The following is a 17,422-nucleotide window of genomic DNA, read 5'->3' as shown; positions in this document are numbered from 1 at the left end:
GGTGGGGCCGCCCTCCGGGGGGGGGCCCCCCGGGGGGGCGCGGGGGGGGGGGCGCGCCCCCCGCCGCACCCCCCCCCCCCCCCCACCCCCCCCCCCCCCCCCGCCCGCCCCCACGGCCCGAAACACCACGGGAGGGGGGAAACAACATGCAGACCGTGAACAGCACCACGTCCGCGCCCTTGGAGCTGGCTCTTCAGGAGCTGGACCAGCAGCTGGACATGCGGGAGCTGGAGGCGCTCGACGCCCCCGACTTCAGCTGGAGCGCCGCTCTCAGCGCCATCGGCGGCCTGAGCGCGGGAGGCGTCATCTCGTACGTCTCCATCGTCACGCTCGCCACCTGATCCCCGGATCGGAGAGACCCAGGACATCGGGAAGGAGGTGAAAGAAATGAAGGAGAACACGAATCCCGCTCTGGAACTGGCCATGCAGGAGCTGTCCATGGAGGAGCTGGAGGGCATGGAGGCGCCTGACTGGTGGGACAGCTTCCTCGCCAGCGCCGCCATCTCGGCCGGAGTGAGCGCCGCCTACAGCACCATCGCCGTCACCTCGGTCATCGCGACCTGACGGTGCGGTGCCTGACGGACAGTGCCCTGTTCCGGACGCCGGCCATTGGCGTCCGGAACAGGGCCGCACCGACGAATATACGTGCGGCCCGAAGCCGCAGGGGAGGACGTGGCGTGACCGACGCCATCGACATCACGGGACTCACGAAGCGCTACGGCGAGCTGACCGCCGTCGAGGACGTGTCGTTCACCGTCCGTTCGGGCCGGGTGGTGGGCCTCCTCGGGCGCAACGGGGCCGGAAAGACGACGACTCTGCGGATGCTGCTGGGGCTCGCGCGCCCGACTGCGGGCAGCGCCACGATCTTCGGCCATCCGTACGCACAACTGCCCGGAGCGGCGCACCGGGTGGGCGTCAGCATCGACGGCATCGGCCCCTCCGCCGCCGCCTCCGGCCGCGCCGACCTGCGGATCTGGGCCCAGACCTGCGGCCTGCCCCGCACACGGGTGGACGACGTCCTCGAACAGGTGGGACTCGCCTCCGACGCCCACCGCAGACTCCGCGACTACTCACAGGGCATGCGGCAGCGGCACGCCCTGGCCACCGCGCTGCTCGCGGACCCCGAACTGCTCATCCTCGACGAACCCGCCAACGGCCTCGACCCCGACGGCATCCGCTGGCTCCGCGAACTCCTGCGCTCCCTCACGGACGAGGGCCGCACCGTGCTGGTCTCCAGCCACATCCTGGCGGAGGTCGAGCAGATGGCCGACGACATCGTCATCCTCCAGAAGACCCTGCGCTACAGCGGCACCGCCGCCGAACTCACGAGGAACGGCGAACTCAGCCTGGAGAGCCGCTTCTTCGAACTGGCCGACCCCACCGTGAAGGAGGACGTTCGTGCGTGACCTGATCGGAGCCGAGTGGCGCAAGATCTGGACCGGGCGCGCCTGGTGGGCGGTCGCCGCAGCCGCCGTCCTGATGTGTGTGATGGCCGACGCCGGGTTCGTCCAGCAGGATGCGGACAAGAACCCCGGCGGCGGCAGCACCGCGGAGATCACCTCCACGCTGGTGCAGGGCTGGTTCATGGTCGAACTCGCCGCCGCCGTCGTCGCGTTGCTCGCGGTGACCCGGGAGTTCGGGAACGGCGCCATCAGTCGGTCGGTGCTGCTGAGCGGCGGACGGGGGCGGCTGCTCACGGCCAAGCTGCTCGCCGTCGTCGGCAGCGGCGCGGTGTTCGCTCTCGCGGCCGGGGCGCCGGCCGCCGTTAGCCCGTGGCTGTTCCTCGCCGGGCACGACCGGCAGCCGGAGTGGACGGCGACCACGACGTGGACGCTGCTCGGGGTGATGCTGACCATCGTGGTCGGCGCCGTGTGGGGGGCGCTGCTCGGGTTGCTGATCCGGCAACAGGTCGCCTCGATCCTCGTCCTGCTGGTCAGCACCTGGCTGGTAGGCGAGGGCCTGCTGCGGCTCGTCCCGGCGATCGGCAGGCTCACCGTCGACGAAGCCATGGCGTCCGTGTACCGGGGCGGCAACGAGAACCTGCTGCCGATCCCGTGGGCCCTGCTGGTGCTCGCGGTGTGGATCGGTGCGGGCACGGTCGTCGCCCGGACCCTGTTCCTGCGCCGGGACCTTCCGTGAGAACGGCCCTGAAACGGCGCCAGGAGGAGAAGCCCCCGGCACCGCTGCCCGAGCGTCCCCGCCTGGCGCCGGACGCCCGCGTCCACGAGCCGATCGAGGACGGCGCCCCCTGGCTGGTCCAGTCCGGCGCGCAGCGCTACCTGCGGGTGGCCGCCGGGATGGCGAGCCTCCTGCGGCTGGCCGATGGCACCCGTGACGCCGAGGACCTGGCGAAGGAGCTGGGCTGGTCGGTCGAGCTGGTCGGCGAGGGGCTGCTGCGCGCTCAGCGCACGGGGCTTCTCGAGGACGCGGCCGCCGCACCGCGCCGGGAGCGCCGGATCACGTTCGTCCCGCCGCTCACCGTCCAGTTCACCGTGGTCCGCCCGGAACGCATGCTGAACGTGTTCCGCCCGCTCACCGCCCGCCTCGCGCACCGGGGCTGGGCGATCGTGGCCGCGACTCTCGCCGGGGCGGGGCTGCTGTCGCTCGTCGCCCAGGCGCAGACGACGATCGCCGCCCTGTCCGAGCCGATCTCCCTGCCGGCGCTGCTCGCGCTGCTCGTCGTCACCTACTGCGGCACCATGCTCCACGAGCTGTCGCACGGCCTGGTCCTGAGCCACTACGGCGGCCGGCCCAGCCGTATGGGCTTCATGCTCTTCTACCTGACACCCGCGTTCTTCTGCGACGTCACCGACGGCTGGCGGCTGCCGAGGAACCGGCAGCGCGTACGGGTCGCGCTCGCCGGGATCGCCACCCAGACGGTCATCGCCGGTCTCGCGGGCGTCGGTTCGGTGGTCGTGGCGGTGGCGGGGGGAAACCCCGCTGTACGTGATTTCCTGCTGCTCCTCACGGTCACCAACTACGTCTCCGGCCTCTTCAACACCATCCCGTTCGTCAAGCTCGACGGCTACCTGGCGCTGATGAGCCACCTCGACATCTCCCACCTTCGGGACCGGTCCATCACGGACGCCCGCCGTCTCGTCGCCCGGCTGCTGTTCGGCGGGCGGTACGAGCGGGAGCTGCCCGGCGTCGAGTGGGCGCCCTTGTTCGGGCTGGCCTGCATGCTGTTCCCGCTGTATGTCGTCAGCATGGCCTTCACGCTGTGGGGGTCGGTTCTGGAGAGCGCGGGGATGGTGGGTGCGGTCCTCGTCTCCGTCGCACTCGGGTATCTGTCGCTGCGCGTGTACGTCGGCGCCCTCAAGCTGCTTGCGGAGGCGCGGACGGCCGGGGCGGCCGGGTGGCGACGGGTGACCGTCTCCGTGGCGGCGGTCGGGGTGGTTGCGGCGGCGCTGCTGGGGATCTCCGTGCCGTACACCGTGACCGGCGGGTTCGTGGAGGAGCGGGGGCGGACGGTCCTGGTGGCGACCGGGACGACCGACCGGGACGCCGTTGAGCCCGGCGCCGAGGTGACGTTGCAGAGCGGCGGGGTCGTCCTCCAGAAGCGGCTCGGTACGGCCGAGGTCGCGTCCGGCGACTTCGTGGACCTGTCGGTGCCGTTCTCCGCGTTCGTCCCCGTGACCGGGCTCGACTCGCTGAAGGTGCCGGTCGCCGGGGTCGTCCTCGACGGTGGGCGGCTCGCGCCGGGGACAACCGGCCAGGCTGTGGTGGACGCGGGTGAGCGGAGCCTCGGTGACTGGCTGTACCTGAAGTACGTGGCGCCGTTCTGGCGCTGACGCCGACCCCTGAACTCCCGTACTCCCGAAAGCGGTTGACCTGTTATGGATGCGTATCGGCGTGTGATGTTCCTGGCGCCCGGCAGCCCCTTCTTCGACCGGACCGAGGCCGACACCTCCGACCCGGACGACGACTTCCTCGCTTCCGCGCCGCCCGCCGACTGGTCCTGCCACACCGGCACCGACTGGACGATGCTCACCCCGCACGGCTGTCAACTGCCCGCGCAGGGCTGGAAAGTCCACGTGTCGGCGACGTCGGAGAACGCGCGGAGCGTCCTCGCCCGGTCCTGGGAGTGGCTGGTCGAGCAGCGCATGGCGTTCAAGTTCATCCGCAGCAGGCAGGTGCTGTCGCGCCGCAACGGCAAGTACGGGGACCGGGGGGCCAGCGGCAAGTTCATCACCGTCTATCCCGAGGACGAGACGCGCCTGGCCCTCGTTCTGGATGAACTGGGCGAGATCCTCGACGGCGAGCGCGGGCCCTACATCCTCAGCGACCTGCGGTGGCGTTCCGGTCCGCTCTACGTGCGGTACGGCGGGTTCGTCGCGCGCATGATGAAGACGGCGAACGGGGAGAGCGTTCCCTGTATCGAGGACCCCGAGGGCCGGCCGGTACCGGACGTGCGCGGGCCTTCCTTCCGGCCCCCGGAGTGGGTGACGATCCCCGACTGCCTGACGGAGGCGCTCACGGCGCGCAACGCGGGGACGCTGCACGACTTCCCCTACCGCGCCGAGCGTGCCCTGCACTTCTCCAACGGTGGGGGCGTGTACCGGGGGACCGACACGCGTACCGGTGCGCCCGTCCTGCTGCGGGAGGCGCGACCGCTCGCCGGCATCGACACGCATGGCGAGGACGCCGTCGCCCGGCTCCAGCGCGAGCGGGACTGCCTGGAGCGGCTCGCCGGACTTCCCTGGGTACCTCGCCTGATCGAGGCTCGTGTGGGGCACGAACACCACTTCCTCGTCCGGGAGTTCGTGGAGGGGGAGACGCTCGCGGTGCGGACGACCCGGGACAACCCGGCGTCTCCGGAGGCCGATGCGGAGCGGACGGCGGCGTACACGCGGTGGGCCGTCGACGTCCTCGACCAGATCGACCAGGGCGTGCGGGCCATGCACGAACGGGGTGTGGTCTTCGGCGACCTCCATCCCGGCAACGTCATGATCCGCCCTGACGACTCCGTCGCGTTCATCGACCTGGAGACGGCGTCGACGGACTTCACGGCCCGCCAGATCCACGCGGCGCCGGGATTTGCCGCGCCCCCTGCGTACCGGGGCACGGCGATCGACCGGTACGCACTGGGGTGCCTCCGGATCGCCCTGTTCACACCGCTGACCAGTCTGTTGGCGTGGGGTCCCGAGAAGCTGGACCAGCTGATCGAGCTTCTCGAGTCGCGGTATCCGGTGCCGGGGGACTTCGGGGAGAAGGTGCGCGCGGATCTGGGCGCGGGTGCGGTGGGCGCGGTGTCCGAGGGGGGCGGCGCGAAGGCCCGCGTCGACCTCGGCGCCGGCGCGCAGGACCCGGCGCCCGGCGAGAGGCCCACGGCCCCGGTCGGCAGCGGCAGGCTCGCTACGGCCGCCGGCATCCTCTCCACCGCCACCCCCACCCGCCAAGACCGCCTCTACCCCGGCGACACCGCCCAGTTCATCCTCCGGGAGGGCGGCACCTGCCTCGCGTACGGAGCTGCCGGAGTCCTCTGGACCCTCGCCGAGACGGGGACGGAGATTCCCGCCGAGCACGTCGACTGGCTGGCGGAGTCCGCGCGCCGGACCACCGACCCGTCCCCCGGCCTCTACACCGGCACGTCCGGTGTCGCCTGCGTCCTCCACCACCTCGGCCGCACCGACACCGCGGCGGCCCTCCTGAAGGAGGCTTCCGCGGCGGAACCCGCGAACGACACCCTCCTGGACGGCCGTGCCGGACTCGCCCTCGCCCACCTGTACTTCGCGCGCGCCACCGGCGACGACAACGCCCTGAAGCAGGCCACCCTCCTCGCGGAACACCTCGTCGAGAGCGCGGCGACCCGTCCGCCCCGGCGAGGCGAGGCCGGTCTGCTGCGCGGCAGGGCCGGCACCGCGCTGCTCCTGCTGCGCCTGTACGCCCACACCCCCGACGCCGGCCTCCTCGACGCCGCCCACGACCTCCTGGACGCCGATCTGCGCGCCCTCGGCTGGACGGACGACGGCTGGACGGCGGGCTCCGCCGGCACGCGTCCCACGTTCGCGGCGGGCAGCGGCGGCACCGCCATGGTCCTGCGGGAGTACCTCGGCCGGCGCCCCGAGCCGCAGTACGAGTCGGCCTGCGGGACCGTCCTGCGGTCGGCCCTGGACTGCGTCCCTCACACCGTGGGCCTCTTCCATGGCTTCGCGGGCGTCCTCCTGACGGCCACCCGGCTGGCCGGACCGGCGCAGGCCGCCGCCGTCGAGCGCTACGCCGCCACGGCCCGCCTGTACGAGGTCGCCCACGAGGGTGCTCCCGCGTACCTGGGCCTGGAGAACGTCCGCCTGACGACGGACCTTGCGACGGGGGCGGCGGGCGTGCTGCTGGCGCGAAACGCTGCCGCGGACAGGCTGGCGTTCCTGTGAACGACGTTCTGGCGCCGCTGTTTTCGGTGATCTGCCCGACCTACAACCGATCGGCGAAGATCACCGAAACCATCGACTCCGTCCGCGCCCAGACCCTCCAGGCCTGGGAACTGCTCGTCCTCTCCGACGGTTCCGACGACGACACCGACGACTGGGTACTGCGTGCTGCGCACCAGGACCCCCGCGTCCGACTCCACCGCGTCGAGCGCAGCGGCCACCCCAGCGGCCCCCGCAACGCCGGACTCGCCCTGGCCCGAGGTGAGTTCATCGCCTACCTCGACCACGACGACCTCTGGCGCCCCGGCCACCTCAAGGCCCTGCTCGGCATGTTGCGGGCGGGCGCGGACTTCGCGGTGACGGGCTGCACCTACCACGACGCGGACGGCGCGGAAGCCGCCGAGTTCGCCCCGCTGTCTGCCTTCTGGCACCCCCAACTCCAGTTGCTGGGGCCGATGTTCGAGCCGTCGAGGGCGGCACACCGGCGCGGTGTCGTGGAGCGGGTCGGGGGCTGGCGCGGCGGTGCGGGCCTGGAGGACTGGGACCTGTGGCTGCGGGTGGCCGACGCGGGGTACACGTTCCGGACCGTCGTCGAACCGACCGCGGCCCTCCTGATGGACGTCGGCACCCGCAGGAACCGGATGCCGCGCCCCCACCGTCTGCCCCTGGTCGTGCTCGACGACGCGCGAACCGCCCACGGGCTGCTGCGTGAACTCCGGTCCGGCCGGCACGACGAGTCGTTCCGCGCGGCCGTGTCGGCGGACATGAGGGACTGGTACCGGCGGATGGACGACTCCGGCACGCTGGTCCGCCCCCTCGACTGGGACGGGGACCTCGACGACGAGATCCGGCGCGTGGTCTCCGGCGACGTGAAGCTCTTCGAGGAACTCGTGCTGGTCCCGGACCGGGGCCGGTACGCCCTCGCCCGCAACCTCCTCTGCTCCCGCACCGAACACGCCCACCGGGCCGCTCGGTTGGTGCCCTCGGTCCAGCCGCGTGTGCTGCGGCTGGTGAGGGACCTGGCCGAGGACGGGCCCGGCGGGCGAGCCGGTAGTTCAGATCAGGCCCAACTCCTTCGCCCTTAGGGCCGCTTGAAAGCGGGTGGTGGCCTGGAGGCGTCTCAGCAGCTCCGCGACCCGCCCCCGGTAGGTGCGGACGGAGATGCCGAGTTCACGCGCGCCGACCTCGTCCTTGTCGGCGCGCGACATCGCTTGGAGCACCTTCAGATGCGTGCCGTCCAGCAGGACGGGATCGAGCAGCGTCGAGGCCTCCAGCGCCTTCGACCAGCAGAGGTCGAAGAACGACAGGAGGACGTCGGCCAGCGCCCCCTGCTCCACGAGCGCCCCGCCCGGTGCGGTGTCCCGCTCCGCCTGGAAGAGGGCGGTCTCCCGGTCGGCGATCAGCACCCGTTGGAACTCGCCGTCGAGGAGGCGGACCTGTGCGCCGTGCCGGATCAGCTCGGCGAAGAGCGCGGACGTCGCCTCGTTCTCCAGGGCCCGTCTCTGGAGCAGGACCTTCATCGCCACCCCGCGCCGCAGGCAGGTCAGGCCTACGCGGCGCGTGGTGAGGATCGCCTCCGGTGTCAGGGTCCGTTCCGGCTGCATCGTCAGGACTTCGCGCCGGGCCTGGGACGTGAGGTCCACGGCCCAGTCGCACATGCCCCTGTCGTCCTCCCGGGGCTGTCCGGTGGGATGCCGCAGGAGGGACTGGCGGATCAGCGAGTAGCCGAACGACAGGATTTCCTGCTGTTCCGCATGCAGTTTCCTGAGCCGCTGGTCCAGCAGTCGTCCGACGCTTTCGATGTCCTCGCCGGTTTCCGGTTGTTCCGAATGTTCTGGCAAAAGCGTTTGGTGCACGGAGACACTCAAGGCTGTTTCCCCCCGTGAATGTCCTAAAAAGCGGACGCGGCGATGACCGCCGTGAGAGCGGCGATCGTGGTGCGGATGCTGTCCCCCAGTGCCGCGGCCCGGCCCTGCCCTTCGGTGATCGCGGTCAGTCGATCATCGAGAGCGGGACCCTGCGGCAGGACGGCCTTCAGGCCCGAGTGGTGGAGGACGGTGATCAGCGCGGCCGTGCGCTCGTCGGGGTCCTGGCCCTCCGCGAGGACGGAGGTCAGCCGTCCGCGCAGCGCTGCCAGCTCCGATGGGTCCGTGACCGGGTGTTTCACCGATCCGAACACGCCGAGCACCCGCCGCCCCTCCTCCCGCACGAGCCCCTTCTCCAGGAGCCCCTGGTACGCCGCGTCGAGCGCCGCCTCCCGCACTGCCAGCAGCCACTCCCGAGGCGTCTCCTCGGGGTGGTTCCGCTTGTGCTCGTCCATGGCCGCAGCCGCAGGGCTCACCGGTGTTCCGGGAAGCTCCAGCTCCAGCAGGGCGGCGGCCGAGGCCGCCAGGGACACCCGCAGCGGCGCCTCGCGCAGCTCGCCGGTCTTTTCGTCCAGCGCGAGCAGCACGATCTGCTCGCCGATGGTCAGATTCGTGGTCATAGAATCCCCCGTTGCTTTTTCACATAGAGGTAAACGAAAGGAGTCGGAGTGAGTTCCCGATGGCGGAGATAGGCATTCTTCTTGCCTTCCGCGATGCCGTTCACGCCCCTGGACACAGGTGGCGGCGGGGCCGGAGAAGCCCTCCCGGGTGAAACCCTCGGGCGGTGCGGCGAAGGTCTGCGCGGCGGAAGCCTGCGGGGCACCCAAGGCGAACGCGACAGTGAGCATCTCGCCCACCGCCGCCATCCATATCGGCCTGCATTGGTCTGTACATTTCAATCCCCCTGCCTTGTGACGCCAGTGCAGGATCACTGCGGCGTCATCGAGCGGGGAACTGGTCTTCCCTGACCGGTGAGTTCACGACCCGACCGGCCACCCCACCGGCACGGAAGCCTGGTCTGGGCTGCCTGTGGGTGCTCGGCGGGGCGCTCGCGCGTCAAATTACGCGCGTAGCACACCCATGGTCAACGCTCGCCGGCGTGACAAGGATCATGATCAACGGACCGTCAAGCACCTTGCGCCACACTTTCCCGATGATCACTCAGGGGGGGGCGTTTATGCAGGTCAAGGCTGTTATGCGGCTTACGTGAGTGTCCCACTTCGATGTCCTCTACACCGAGGATGACGACAACTACCAGGTGGGAGATCGGGTGTCCTGCTGCCTGGACGCCTTCGACGAGCAGAAGCGCAAGCTCATCCCGAGGCCGCCGGGACAGGTGCCTCGCGCGGAACGCCTGCGGCAGGGTCAGGGAACATCGGGACCTCTCCTCCTGACCTTCCGGACAGCGGCGATCGCCGGGGAACATCTGTGACGAGCTTCCCGCCGACCGCTGTGACGCCGACCTGCTGCTGGATGAACGAGCTGAGGTAGGGAGAAGCCCTTGTCGGGGATCGACAATGCTCCTGATTGTCCTGCCAGCCCTCTGGGTAGCCAGGTTTGCGCGCTCGGGGCGCTCTTTCCGGCGGCTCTTCAGCAATTCCGCCCGGTGGACAGCCGGGGGAGAGACTCCTTTGCGCAGCGCATCACGGGGTGACACGGGTCAACCTGCTGCATGGGCTCTGATCAGGAAAAACGTCACCACGCAGCACGACGGAACACCACGCAACACGATTCCTCGTGGTCTCGTAATGCGTAGGTCCCGGGTTCGAATCCCGAAGGCGGCTCTGTGGAAGCCTCAGGACTCACTCGCAGTGACCTGGGGCTTTTGCTTTTGGTGGATGCGGTGGGGGGCGCTGAGCGCGGGCCCGGGGTCGGCTCTCCGGGTGCCGGGCGGGTTTACGCCACCTCTCGAGCGCCCATCGGCGTGCCACGCGTTCCGTATTCGTAAGAAACGCGCAGCTGGAGGAGTGCGGCAGCGCATTCCGCAAGCGGATTGCGTCTCCCGTCCCGCCCCCGGAACGTCCTTGCCGCCCATGGTGTGCGTGTGTTTACAGTTCCCTGCTTGCGGCGAATGGACCAGACCAGTCCGGGCGCGCAGGCCGGTAACGGCAAGTGGGGGATCGTGTCCAGTCATGTGCTCTCCCCTGCCTGCACACAGCTACCAAAGGGGGAGGGTTCCTTGCGTCTCGCACGAACCGCCGTGGCCACCGCTGCGGCCGCGGCCGCTGTGGTGGCCACCATCACCGCGGCCCCGTCGGCATCGGCCGCCACTTCCTACGTCCACAACGACTGCACGTCGACCGACACCAGTAATCCGACGCACTGTTTCCGCATTCAGTTCAACTCGCGCTCCGAGACGACGCAGCAGTCCGACAGCGGCTGTCTCGCCACCCGGCACTCGCGGTCGAACGACGACGGTTACTCGCCCAACGGCGCCTCGTTCATCACGTTCGTGTTCGGTGCTTTCCCGTCCGACGCCTACCACGGCATGCCGACCCCCTGCGACGCCCGAGGATCGGGGCAGGCCGTCTATCACAACGCGGCTTCCGCGTGGAACCAGGACCCGTACGCCGGTTACACGGTGTACGCCAACACCGGCTACAGCGGTACGAGCAAGTACTACCCGAAGGCCGACGGCATCGCCCGCAACCTGAGCAGTGGTCTGAAGAACCACAACGGCTCGCACAAGAGGAGTTGACCGGCGATGTCCAAGACCAGAGTCCGGGCCGCTGCCGTCGCCCTCGCCGCCGCCATGGCCGCCACCGTGTTCACCTCGGCCTGCGGAGCACCGCACAACACCGCTCCGAACACCGCTCCGAACGCCGCTTCTGGCAGCGGGACGGATCGCCAACTGGTCGCGCAGGCCATGCCGTTGCCGGACGCCAGGATCCGGGCCACCTGGCCGCAGTCGCGGGTGGAACAGGGGCTGGCCAAGGGAATGCGGCTCCCGCTCCAGGACTACATGCTCGGCTTCGCCGACGTCGTGGACGTGGAGAACGCCCGGGACGTGGTGAAGCAGGAGTGCATGGAGCGCCTCAGCTTCCGGTTCGCGCCCGAACCGTCCGGCCTGCATCCGAGCGTCGCCTACGACGCGATGAACATGAAGCGCCGCTACGGCATCACCGACCGCGCGGAGGCCGCCGCGCACGGCTTCACCCCGCCCCAGGCGGTCACCGCCGACGACGGCACCGCGGCGGAGGACCTCGAACTGGCCAGGGAGGACGCCGAGTCGTCCGTTTCCGGCTGGGACGCGGCCATGAACCAGACGTGCGTTCCCGAGGCGAACGCGAAGGTCGGCGTCCTGTACGAGACCGATGTGGCGGGCGACCTCGCCTCGCAGTCCTACGACGCCACCGCCAAGCAGGCGCCCGTCAGGAACGCCGTCGCCGGCTGGTCGTCCTGCATGGCCCGCGACGGCCACCGGGTGACCTCGCTCGACGACGCCGAGGGCCGGTTCGCCGCACCGGAGAAGCCCGGTCTGAAGCCTGGCAGGGCGGAGGTGTCGTTGGCCACCGACGACGTCGACTGCAAGCGGACCAGCAAGCTCGTCGGCACCTGGTACCAGGCGGAGACCGCCTACCAGCACCGGCAGATCGCCTCCCACAAGCGGGAGTTGGAGGCGGAGAAGGCCCACAACACAAAGCTGGTCGAGCGGGCACGGGCTGTTCTGGCCGCCCGTAAGTAGGCCGCTCCGTCCCCCCTTCTTACCCAAGCCGGCCGCCGTATCCCGGAGTTCGCCTCTTTCCATGAGGCCATTCCGAGGTGCGGCGGCCTTGCGGCGCACCAGGCTTTCCTCTGCCGGTTCTGCCGGTCAGGCGTGGTCGTCGAGTGACGGTGTGAGAGTGCCCGGGCCGCCGGTCACATGTGTTCGGCCTTCGCTTTCGCCTTTGCCGATCTGCTGATCCAGGACTGGCAGCACCATTGGGCGAGTCCGCCCACGGCGAGGGACACGAGGATCGCCCCCCAGTCGATGACGTGTGGCAGACCGGGAAAGAAGGCGAAGAAGGCGAGCGCGGCGACGAGACCCGAGAGGAATGCGGTGATCCCTGCTCGGCGGCGCCGCGTTCGCCACGCCTGATCCGAATCCTGATCCTTGTTCTGCTCGATCATGAACAACTCACTTCGTGATGTTGTGACACTGGCTCACGCGCCGCGTTCCGCCGACGTAGAGGCGGGCGCACGCCTTTCCGTAACGAGGCAGCGTCTGGGAAGAGTTGTTCCGCATCGGGTCGATCCTGCACTCGGTGTGCGTCGTGCCGCGGGATGTGCGGTAGGTCCGGTTTTCGGTGTCGGCATAGGTGAAGTCGATAAGCCAGTTGCAGAAACCGCTGCTCAGCGCTCCGACGAAGGCGCAGTCGACTCCGGCGTTCTGGTGGCTGATCTTCCGGAGTTGAACCGATCGCGCCGGCTTGCGCACCGGTCGGCACGGCAAGGACGAGAGCTCCTGCGGCCGCCAAGAAGCGTTCATCCTCGCGGAGGGTTCCGTGTGCGCCGCGCTGAGCAGGGTTGTTCCGATGGCCGCTGTGGCTGGGAACGGGGTGCCGTATGGCAGTTGAGAGCGTTTGTCCGGATTTGGTCCGCGACGAGGAGCCCTGGCAGTCCGCTGGTGACTGGAACGGTTACGCGCATGTGCGGGTGTGGCGGGTGGACGTGGGGCAATTGGTCGTGGTGCTCAGTGGGAAGGGGCCGAGTATTACCCGGAGGCGTTGCTTCCGCTGCTGCGTGCCGAATATCCGGACGACACCGTCGAGTTCTTCTTCCACCGGCCGATGGACTGGATGGCCCTGGGGTACTACGCGGAGCTGACGTCGAACGACGACGGGACGGTGACCGTCACCCACATCGCGGGGGACGCGCTGGCCGCACGTCTCGGGCCCACGCTGTACGCGACCGAGGACCCGGACGACCACTCGACCGGATACGGCGGCGCCTGAGCCCCGGCTGCGCCCCGCGCGGTCAGCGCGTCGCGTCCGGGCCGTTGCCGCGGGTCAGTGCGCGGGCGCACCAGCCGATGATCGACGCGTTGACCAGTGCCCCGAGGGCGACCGCGACGATCACCACCGTGGCGCCGCCCGGGAGTGCGAGGAGGACGAGGCTGGCCGGGGCGGTGGCCATGAGGGGGACGACGACGGCCATGGCCCCGTCCGAGTCGGCGGGGATGGTGATGGCGATCGCCCAGAGGAGCAGCCCCGCGCAGAGCACGAGGTAGGAGAGGGCGAAGGGGTTGCGGAGGTTCCGGCCCAGTCGGTGCAGAGGGGAACGGGCAGCGTGAGCGTCGGTACCGGTCATGGGATGGGCTCCTGGGGAGAGGACGGGAAGAGAACGTCAGAGGTGGTCCGCGCCCGGCGGGTTCGGGCGGGTGATGCCGAGGTCGTAGGCGAGGATCGTGGCCTGGACGCGGTCGCGCAGGCCGAGTTTGCGGAGCAGGGCGTTCACATGGGACTTGACGGTGCCAACGGTGATCCCCAACTCCCCTGCGATCTCCGCGTTGTTGAGACCGGAGGCGAGCAGGCCGAGGACGTTGCGCTGGCTGTCGGTGAGGCTTTCGAGTTCGCGCGGGCCCGAACCAGGGGAATCCGGACCGGAGTCGGCGTGGAATCCGGCCCCCGCTCCTGACGCGTAGTGGCCGATCAGGCGACGGGTCGCGGATGGGGCCAGCACGCTCTCGCCGCCGGCCACCACCCTGATGCCGTCCAGGAGTTCGGAGGCGTGCACGTCCTTGAGGAGGAAGCCGGAGGCCCCCGCGCGCAGGGCGTCGAAGACGTACGCGTCCAGGTCGAAGGTGGTGAGCACCAGGACGCGGGGCGCGTTCTCCTTTCCGGTGATGATCCTCGTCGCGGCGATGCCGTCGAGTTCCGGCATCCGTACGTCCATCACGACCACGTGGGGGGCCAGTTCGGCGGCGAGCACCACCGCCGTCGCGCCGTCCGCGGCCTCTCCTACGACCGTCATGTCCTCCTCGGCGTCGATCACGGCGGCGAAGCCCGCGCGGACGATGCCCTGGTCGTCGACGACCAGCACCCTGAGGCTCATCGTTGTCTCTCCTCGTCGTCCGGCACCGCGGTCAGCGGCAGCCGGAGGTGGACCGTGCCTGGCGGCCGGCCGGTCGTCAGGGTGCCGCCGAGCGGCGCGATCCGCGCCGTCAGCCGGTCCCGTACGGCGAGGGCGGGGGCGCGTGGCACACCGGTGGCCGTGATCGTCAACGTACCGTCGACCGCGTCGAGTTCGAGTACGGCGGGTTCGGTGTCGCCGGTCGCGAGGAGGGTCTCGGCGACGTGGTAGGCGGCGAGGTCGACCTCGGTGGGGAGGCGTTCCGGGACGCGGTCGCTGAGGCGTATCTCCACGTCGCGGCCGGTGGCCCGGCACTGGTGGGCGAGCAGGTCGAGGGCCTGGAGGGTGGGCTGCGGGGTCAGTTCGGCGGCCGTGTCGCCGTCGCGGACCGCGTCCAGGAGGGCGCGCATCGCGGTGAGCGCCTCGCGGGCGCGGGTCGCTGTCGCGTCCAGCCGGCCCGCCTGCGCTTCCGCGATCATGTCGGCGGTGCGGGCCAGTACGGTGGATTCGAGGCCGGCGGCTATTCGGCGGCGTTCCGCCCAGGCGTCCCGGACGGCTTCCTCGGTCCAGGTGGCGAGGCGTTGGGTCTGGGTGTCGTGGGTTGCCTTGTTGCGTCTGCCGAGCAGGGATCCGACGTAGTAGACAGCGCCAACTACCAAGGCGGTAATGGTAGTTGCGGTCAGTGCCAGCGCCCAGCCGGGGATGGTTGTGCCGCGGTGCAGTACGGCGATCGTCAACGCTGTCGCGTGTGCGGCTGTTGCTGCAACTGGAAAGAAAAAGAAGGGGACTTGAGGTAGTCGGCATGTGCGTGTTGGTGGGGGCTGAGCGCGCCCCGCGGCGAAGCCGCTGATCGATACGGCCCCGCGCCCCTCAAGAGCCAACAACGCAACGCATGTTGCCACCGCACTCAGCGCTGGCGGCAGCCACACCGGGCCCGTGTAGTTGCCCACCTCCATCGCCACCGGCCACAACAACGCCAAGCCCGACAACGCACCCTGTGCGAAGACCCGCGCCCTGCGAAGCCACAGCAGGGTCACCGCCTGTGCCGCCGCCAACAGGGCGAACAGCACGCCCGCCGAGACATGATCACCGGTCGGTTCCGACTCCGCCCGGATGATCAGGACCGGCAGGAGCGGCTGTACGCACAGGCCGAACGCGGCGACCACCTGGGCCACGCGGTAGCTCGGCGGGACGGACTGCTCCACCGGTCCGGCCGTACGGCCGGGCAGGGTCGCCCGTACCTCCCAGCCCCCCTCCTCCGTGGGGCCGGTGGTCAGGGTGCCGCCCGCCTCGCGGGCGCGGGAGCGGAGGAAGCCCTGGCCGCGGCCGCCGCCGAGGCCCGCGCCGTGGGCCGGGGTGCCGGTCGGCGGGGCCGCGCTGGTGATCACGACGTCGGTGCGGGTGTCGCCGTAGCGGCAGAGCACCGTGGTGCGCGCGCCCGGCGCGTGGCGGGCCACGTTGGTCAGGGCCTCGCGCACGATGCCGTAGGCCGCGTCCGCGACGGCGCCGTCCGGAAGGGGGTCGATCTCGGCGTCCACCGGCTGGTCGAGGCGGCGGAAGCCGGCGATCAGGGCCCGCAACCGCTCCTCGGGGGAGGGGAGTTCCTCGCGCGAGGGGGCCGGGGCGCGTACCGCGCCGAGTGCGCGGGTGACCTCGCGGCCGGTCTCGGTCGCGAACTCCAGTGCCTCGGCGGCGAGTTCGGGGCGGCGTTCGCGCAGGCCGAGCGCGGCTCCGGCCGTGACGACCACGGCGGTGAGGTGGTGGGCGCTGACGTCGTGCAACTCCCGCTCCATACGGCGGCGTTCGGCCGCCGGGAGCCGGTGGCGTTCGGTCTCGGCGCGGTTCAGGAGGAGTTGAGCCGCTTGGCGGGCGCGCCGGGTCCGGTGTACGTAGAAGCCCGCGCCGCACGCGGTGGCGTAGAGGAGGGCGGTCAGGACCAGGTCGAGGCCGTTGTTGTCGCTGAGGCCGTTCAGGTTGATGTTCTGCAGCAGCTGCCAGAGGGCGAGCGTGACCACGCACAGGACCGTGGTGAAGGTGTCGCGCTCGGCCGCCACCGAGAACAGGGCGAGCGCGACGCCCACGGTGCCGAAGAGCGCCATCGCCCCGGTGGGCAGCGGTCCCGCGCCCACCGCGCAGGCCGCCGCGACCACGACGAGGGTGGTCACCGGGCGGCTGCGGCGCAGCGCGAGCGCGGCCGTCACCGGTCCGGCGACCAGCGCGGCCACGAGCAGGTCGGTGGCGGTCGGCACGGTGCCGCGCAGCAGCGGAGCCCCCGGCCACACCAGGGCCTGGGCGCAGATCAGCAGGACCGGGAGCAGCCGGTCGTCGGTTCGTTTCATGGCACTCAAAGGCTATGGGCGCAGGTGAGGGGCCCGGCTCAGGCTGAGGGGGGATTACGGCCCCGGGACCCTCTATCTCTGGTTCAAGGCGGCAACCGTCCTTCAGCCGGAGGGCCGCGCCCCGCCCCGCTCCTAGGCTCGATCACATCGAGGGAAGCGGTCGACCACCGCCTCCGCACCACCCACACCACACCCAGGGGGATCTCCCATGTCCATGTCCAAGCGCGCTCTCGTCTCCTCGCTCGTCGGTGTCGCGGCGGTCGGCGGAGTCGTCGCCGGCGGTCTCGCCGCGTCGGCCGCCTCCACGCCCACCGAGCCGACCCTCACGAACGGCTCCGCCCGCTACACGGCCCCGACCGCGAGTGCCGCCGGCTCGTTCACCTACACCGTGGACGTCACCGACGACTCGGGCATCCGCGGCCTCAAGGTCATTGCGTGGCCCGCGAGTTCGAAGCTGAACCCGACCACGGCGGACCTCCGGTACGTCGACTCCGCCACCTGCAAGAGCACCTCGGCCGACACCTCGCGCTGCACCTACACCTTCAAGGTCACCAAGAAGGAGGCCGCCGACGCGGCCAAGGGCACCTGGAACGTCTCGACGCTGGCCACGGCCAAGGACGGCGGCACGTCGTTCGTGTCCGAGGCCGCCACCTTCGAGTTCGCGGGCTGACACTCACGTATACAGGCATGGCGCCCCCCCCCCCCGCGGGGGGGGGGGCCCCTGGTGCCGCCCCGGGTGTAAACGGCCCCGCCGCGTCTCGCGGGGGGGGGCGGCGAGAGACCACTAACGGGCGCGGCG

Annotated in this window: 19 protein-coding genes; 12 read left to right on the top strand and 7 right to left on the bottom strand. The window is 70.6% G+C overall.

Annotated features, from left to right (window positions below; all coding sequences use genetic code 11):
- Window positions 1-155: 155 nt before the first annotated feature.
- The 7 genes from ACFXC1_RS22380 (at window position 156) to ACFXC1_RS22350 (ending at window position 7,453) form a co-directional block, all read left to right on the top strand.
- On the top strand, window positions 156-341 hold the full coding sequence (locus ACFXC1_RS22380) for a daptide-type RiPP (RefSeq protein ID WP_200712699.1): 186 nt from the start codon (window positions 156-158) through the stop codon (window positions 339-341).
- A 46-nt stretch (window positions 342-387) separates the two neighbouring features.
- Window positions 388-564: a daptide-type RiPP gene (locus tag ACFXC1_RS22375; RefSeq protein WP_158002849.1), complete on the top strand. Its 177-nt coding sequence runs from the start codon at window positions 388-390 to the stop codon at window positions 562-564.
- 113 nt (window positions 565-677) lie between these two features.
- Entirely contained in the window at window positions 678-1,406 is a 729-nt protein-coding gene (locus ACFXC1_RS22370) for an ABC transporter ATP-binding protein (protein WP_381245142.1), read from the top strand.
- Window positions 1,399-2,139, top strand: coding sequence for an ABC transporter permease (locus ACFXC1_RS22365; RefSeq protein ID WP_381245141.1), 741 nt, complete (start codon window positions 1,399-1,401; stop codon window positions 2,137-2,139). Before ACFXC1_RS22370 ends, ACFXC1_RS22365 begins: the two co-directional genes overlap by 8 nt.
- Entirely contained in the window at window positions 2,136-3,791 is a 1,656-nt protein-coding gene (mpaP, locus tag ACFXC1_RS22360) for a daptide biosynthesis intramembrane metalloprotease (protein WP_381245139.1), read from the top strand. Before ACFXC1_RS22365 ends, mpaP begins: the two co-directional genes overlap by 4 nt.
- Window positions 3,792-3,857: 66 nt before the next feature.
- Window positions 3,858-6,371, top strand: coding sequence for a class III lanthionine synthetase LanKC (gene lanKC / locus ACFXC1_RS22355; RefSeq protein ID WP_381245138.1), 2,514 nt, complete (start codon window positions 3,858-3,860; stop codon window positions 6,369-6,371).
- Window positions 6,368-7,453: a glycosyltransferase gene (locus ACFXC1_RS22350; protein ID WP_381245136.1), complete on the top strand. Its 1,086-nt coding sequence runs from the start codon at window positions 6,368-6,370 to the stop codon at window positions 7,451-7,453. The genes lanKC and ACFXC1_RS22350 overlap by 4 nt, the downstream gene beginning before the upstream one ends.
- Here ACFXC1_RS22350 and ACFXC1_RS22345 read toward each other — a convergent pair.
- Together ACFXC1_RS22345 and ACFXC1_RS22340 are read right to left on the bottom strand one after the other, a co-directional pair.
- Window positions 7,424-8,209, bottom strand: coding sequence for a hypothetical protein (locus ACFXC1_RS22345; RefSeq protein WP_381245134.1), 786 nt, complete (start codon window positions 8,207-8,209; stop codon window positions 7,424-7,426). The genes ACFXC1_RS22350 and ACFXC1_RS22345 overlap by 30 nt on opposite strands.
- Window positions 8,210-8,259: 50 nt before the next feature.
- Window positions 8,260-8,853 (bottom strand): GOLPH3/VPS74 family protein, encoded by a 594-nt coding sequence (locus ACFXC1_RS22340; RefSeq protein ID WP_381245132.1) that lies wholly within the window; start codon window positions 8,851-8,853, stop codon window positions 8,260-8,262.
- 590 nt (window positions 8,854-9,443) lie between these two features.
- Here ACFXC1_RS22340 and ACFXC1_RS22335 point away from each other — a divergent pair.
- The 3 genes from ACFXC1_RS22335 to ACFXC1_RS22325 all read left to right on the top strand — a co-directional run bounded on the left by ACFXC1_RS22335 (window position 9,444) and on the right by ACFXC1_RS22325 (window position 11,918).
- Window positions 9,444-9,665 carry a hypothetical protein gene (locus tag ACFXC1_RS22335; RefSeq protein ID WP_381245130.1) on the top strand — a complete coding sequence of 74 codons (222 nt, stop codon included), beginning with the start codon at window positions 9,444-9,446 and terminating at the stop codon, window positions 9,663-9,665.
- A 747-nt stretch (window positions 9,666-10,412) separates the two neighbouring features.
- Complete coding sequence (locus ACFXC1_RS22330; protein WP_381245129.1) at window positions 10,413-10,931, top strand: hypothetical protein; 519 nt, start codon at window positions 10,413-10,415, stop codon at window positions 10,929-10,931.
- Between the two features lie 6 nt (window positions 10,932-10,937).
- Window positions 10,938-11,918, top strand: a complete 981-nt coding sequence (locus ACFXC1_RS22325; RefSeq protein WP_381245128.1) for a hypothetical protein — start codon at window positions 10,938-10,940, stop codon at window positions 11,916-11,918.
- Between the two features lie 173 nt (window positions 11,919-12,091).
- Here the strand turns inward: ACFXC1_RS22325 and ACFXC1_RS22320 are convergent, their stop codons facing one another.
- Both ACFXC1_RS22320 and ACFXC1_RS22315 read right to left on the bottom strand, forming a co-directional pair.
- Complete coding sequence (locus ACFXC1_RS22320) at window positions 12,092-12,343, bottom strand: hypothetical protein (RefSeq protein ID WP_381245126.1); 252 nt, start codon at window positions 12,341-12,343, stop codon at window positions 12,092-12,094.
- 7 nt (window positions 12,344-12,350) lie between these two features.
- Complete coding sequence (locus ACFXC1_RS22315) at window positions 12,351-12,650, bottom strand: hypothetical protein (protein WP_381245125.1); 300 nt, start codon at window positions 12,648-12,650, stop codon at window positions 12,351-12,353.
- A 289-nt stretch (window positions 12,651-12,939) separates the two neighbouring features.
- Between ACFXC1_RS22315 and ACFXC1_RS22310 the strand changes: the two genes are divergently transcribed.
- Entirely contained in the window at window positions 12,940-13,167 is a 228-nt protein-coding gene (locus ACFXC1_RS22310; protein ID WP_381245123.1) for a hypothetical protein, read from the top strand.
- A gap of 22 nt (window positions 13,168-13,189) precedes the next feature.
- On the opposite strand, the gene ACFXC1_RS22305 is transcribed toward ACFXC1_RS22310, so the two are convergent.
- The 3 genes from ACFXC1_RS22305 to ACFXC1_RS22295 are packed head-to-tail and all read right to left on the bottom strand — an operon-like array spanning window position 13,190 to window position 16,623.
- On the bottom strand, window positions 13,190-13,522 hold the full coding sequence (locus ACFXC1_RS22305; RefSeq protein WP_381245121.1) for an SCO4225 family membrane protein: 333 nt from the start codon (window positions 13,520-13,522) through the stop codon (window positions 13,190-13,192).
- A 36-nt stretch (window positions 13,523-13,558) separates the two neighbouring features.
- Window positions 13,559-14,266, bottom strand: coding sequence for a response regulator (locus ACFXC1_RS22300; protein ID WP_381245119.1), 708 nt, complete (start codon window positions 14,264-14,266; stop codon window positions 13,559-13,561).
- Complete coding sequence (locus ACFXC1_RS22295) at window positions 14,263-16,623, bottom strand: sensor histidine kinase (protein WP_381245118.1); 2,361 nt, start codon at window positions 16,621-16,623, stop codon at window positions 14,263-14,265. Before ACFXC1_RS22295 ends, ACFXC1_RS22300 begins: the two co-directional genes overlap by 4 nt.
- A gap of 208 nt (window positions 16,624-16,831) precedes the next feature.
- Between ACFXC1_RS22295 and ACFXC1_RS22290 the strand changes: the two genes are divergently transcribed.
- On the top strand, window positions 16,832-17,293 hold the full coding sequence (locus ACFXC1_RS22290) for a DUF5707 domain-containing protein (protein WP_381245116.1): 462 nt from the start codon (window positions 16,832-16,834) through the stop codon (window positions 17,291-17,293).
- The last annotated feature ends 129 nt before the right edge of the window (window positions 17,294-17,422 follow it).

Source organism: Streptomyces hokutonensis, assembly GCF_042751305.1.
GTDB classification, from domain to species: Bacteria; Actinomycetota; Actinomycetes; order Streptomycetales; family Streptomycetaceae; genus Streptomyces; species Streptomyces hokutonensis_A.
This window is presented reverse-complemented; position numbering and strand designations above follow the sequence as displayed.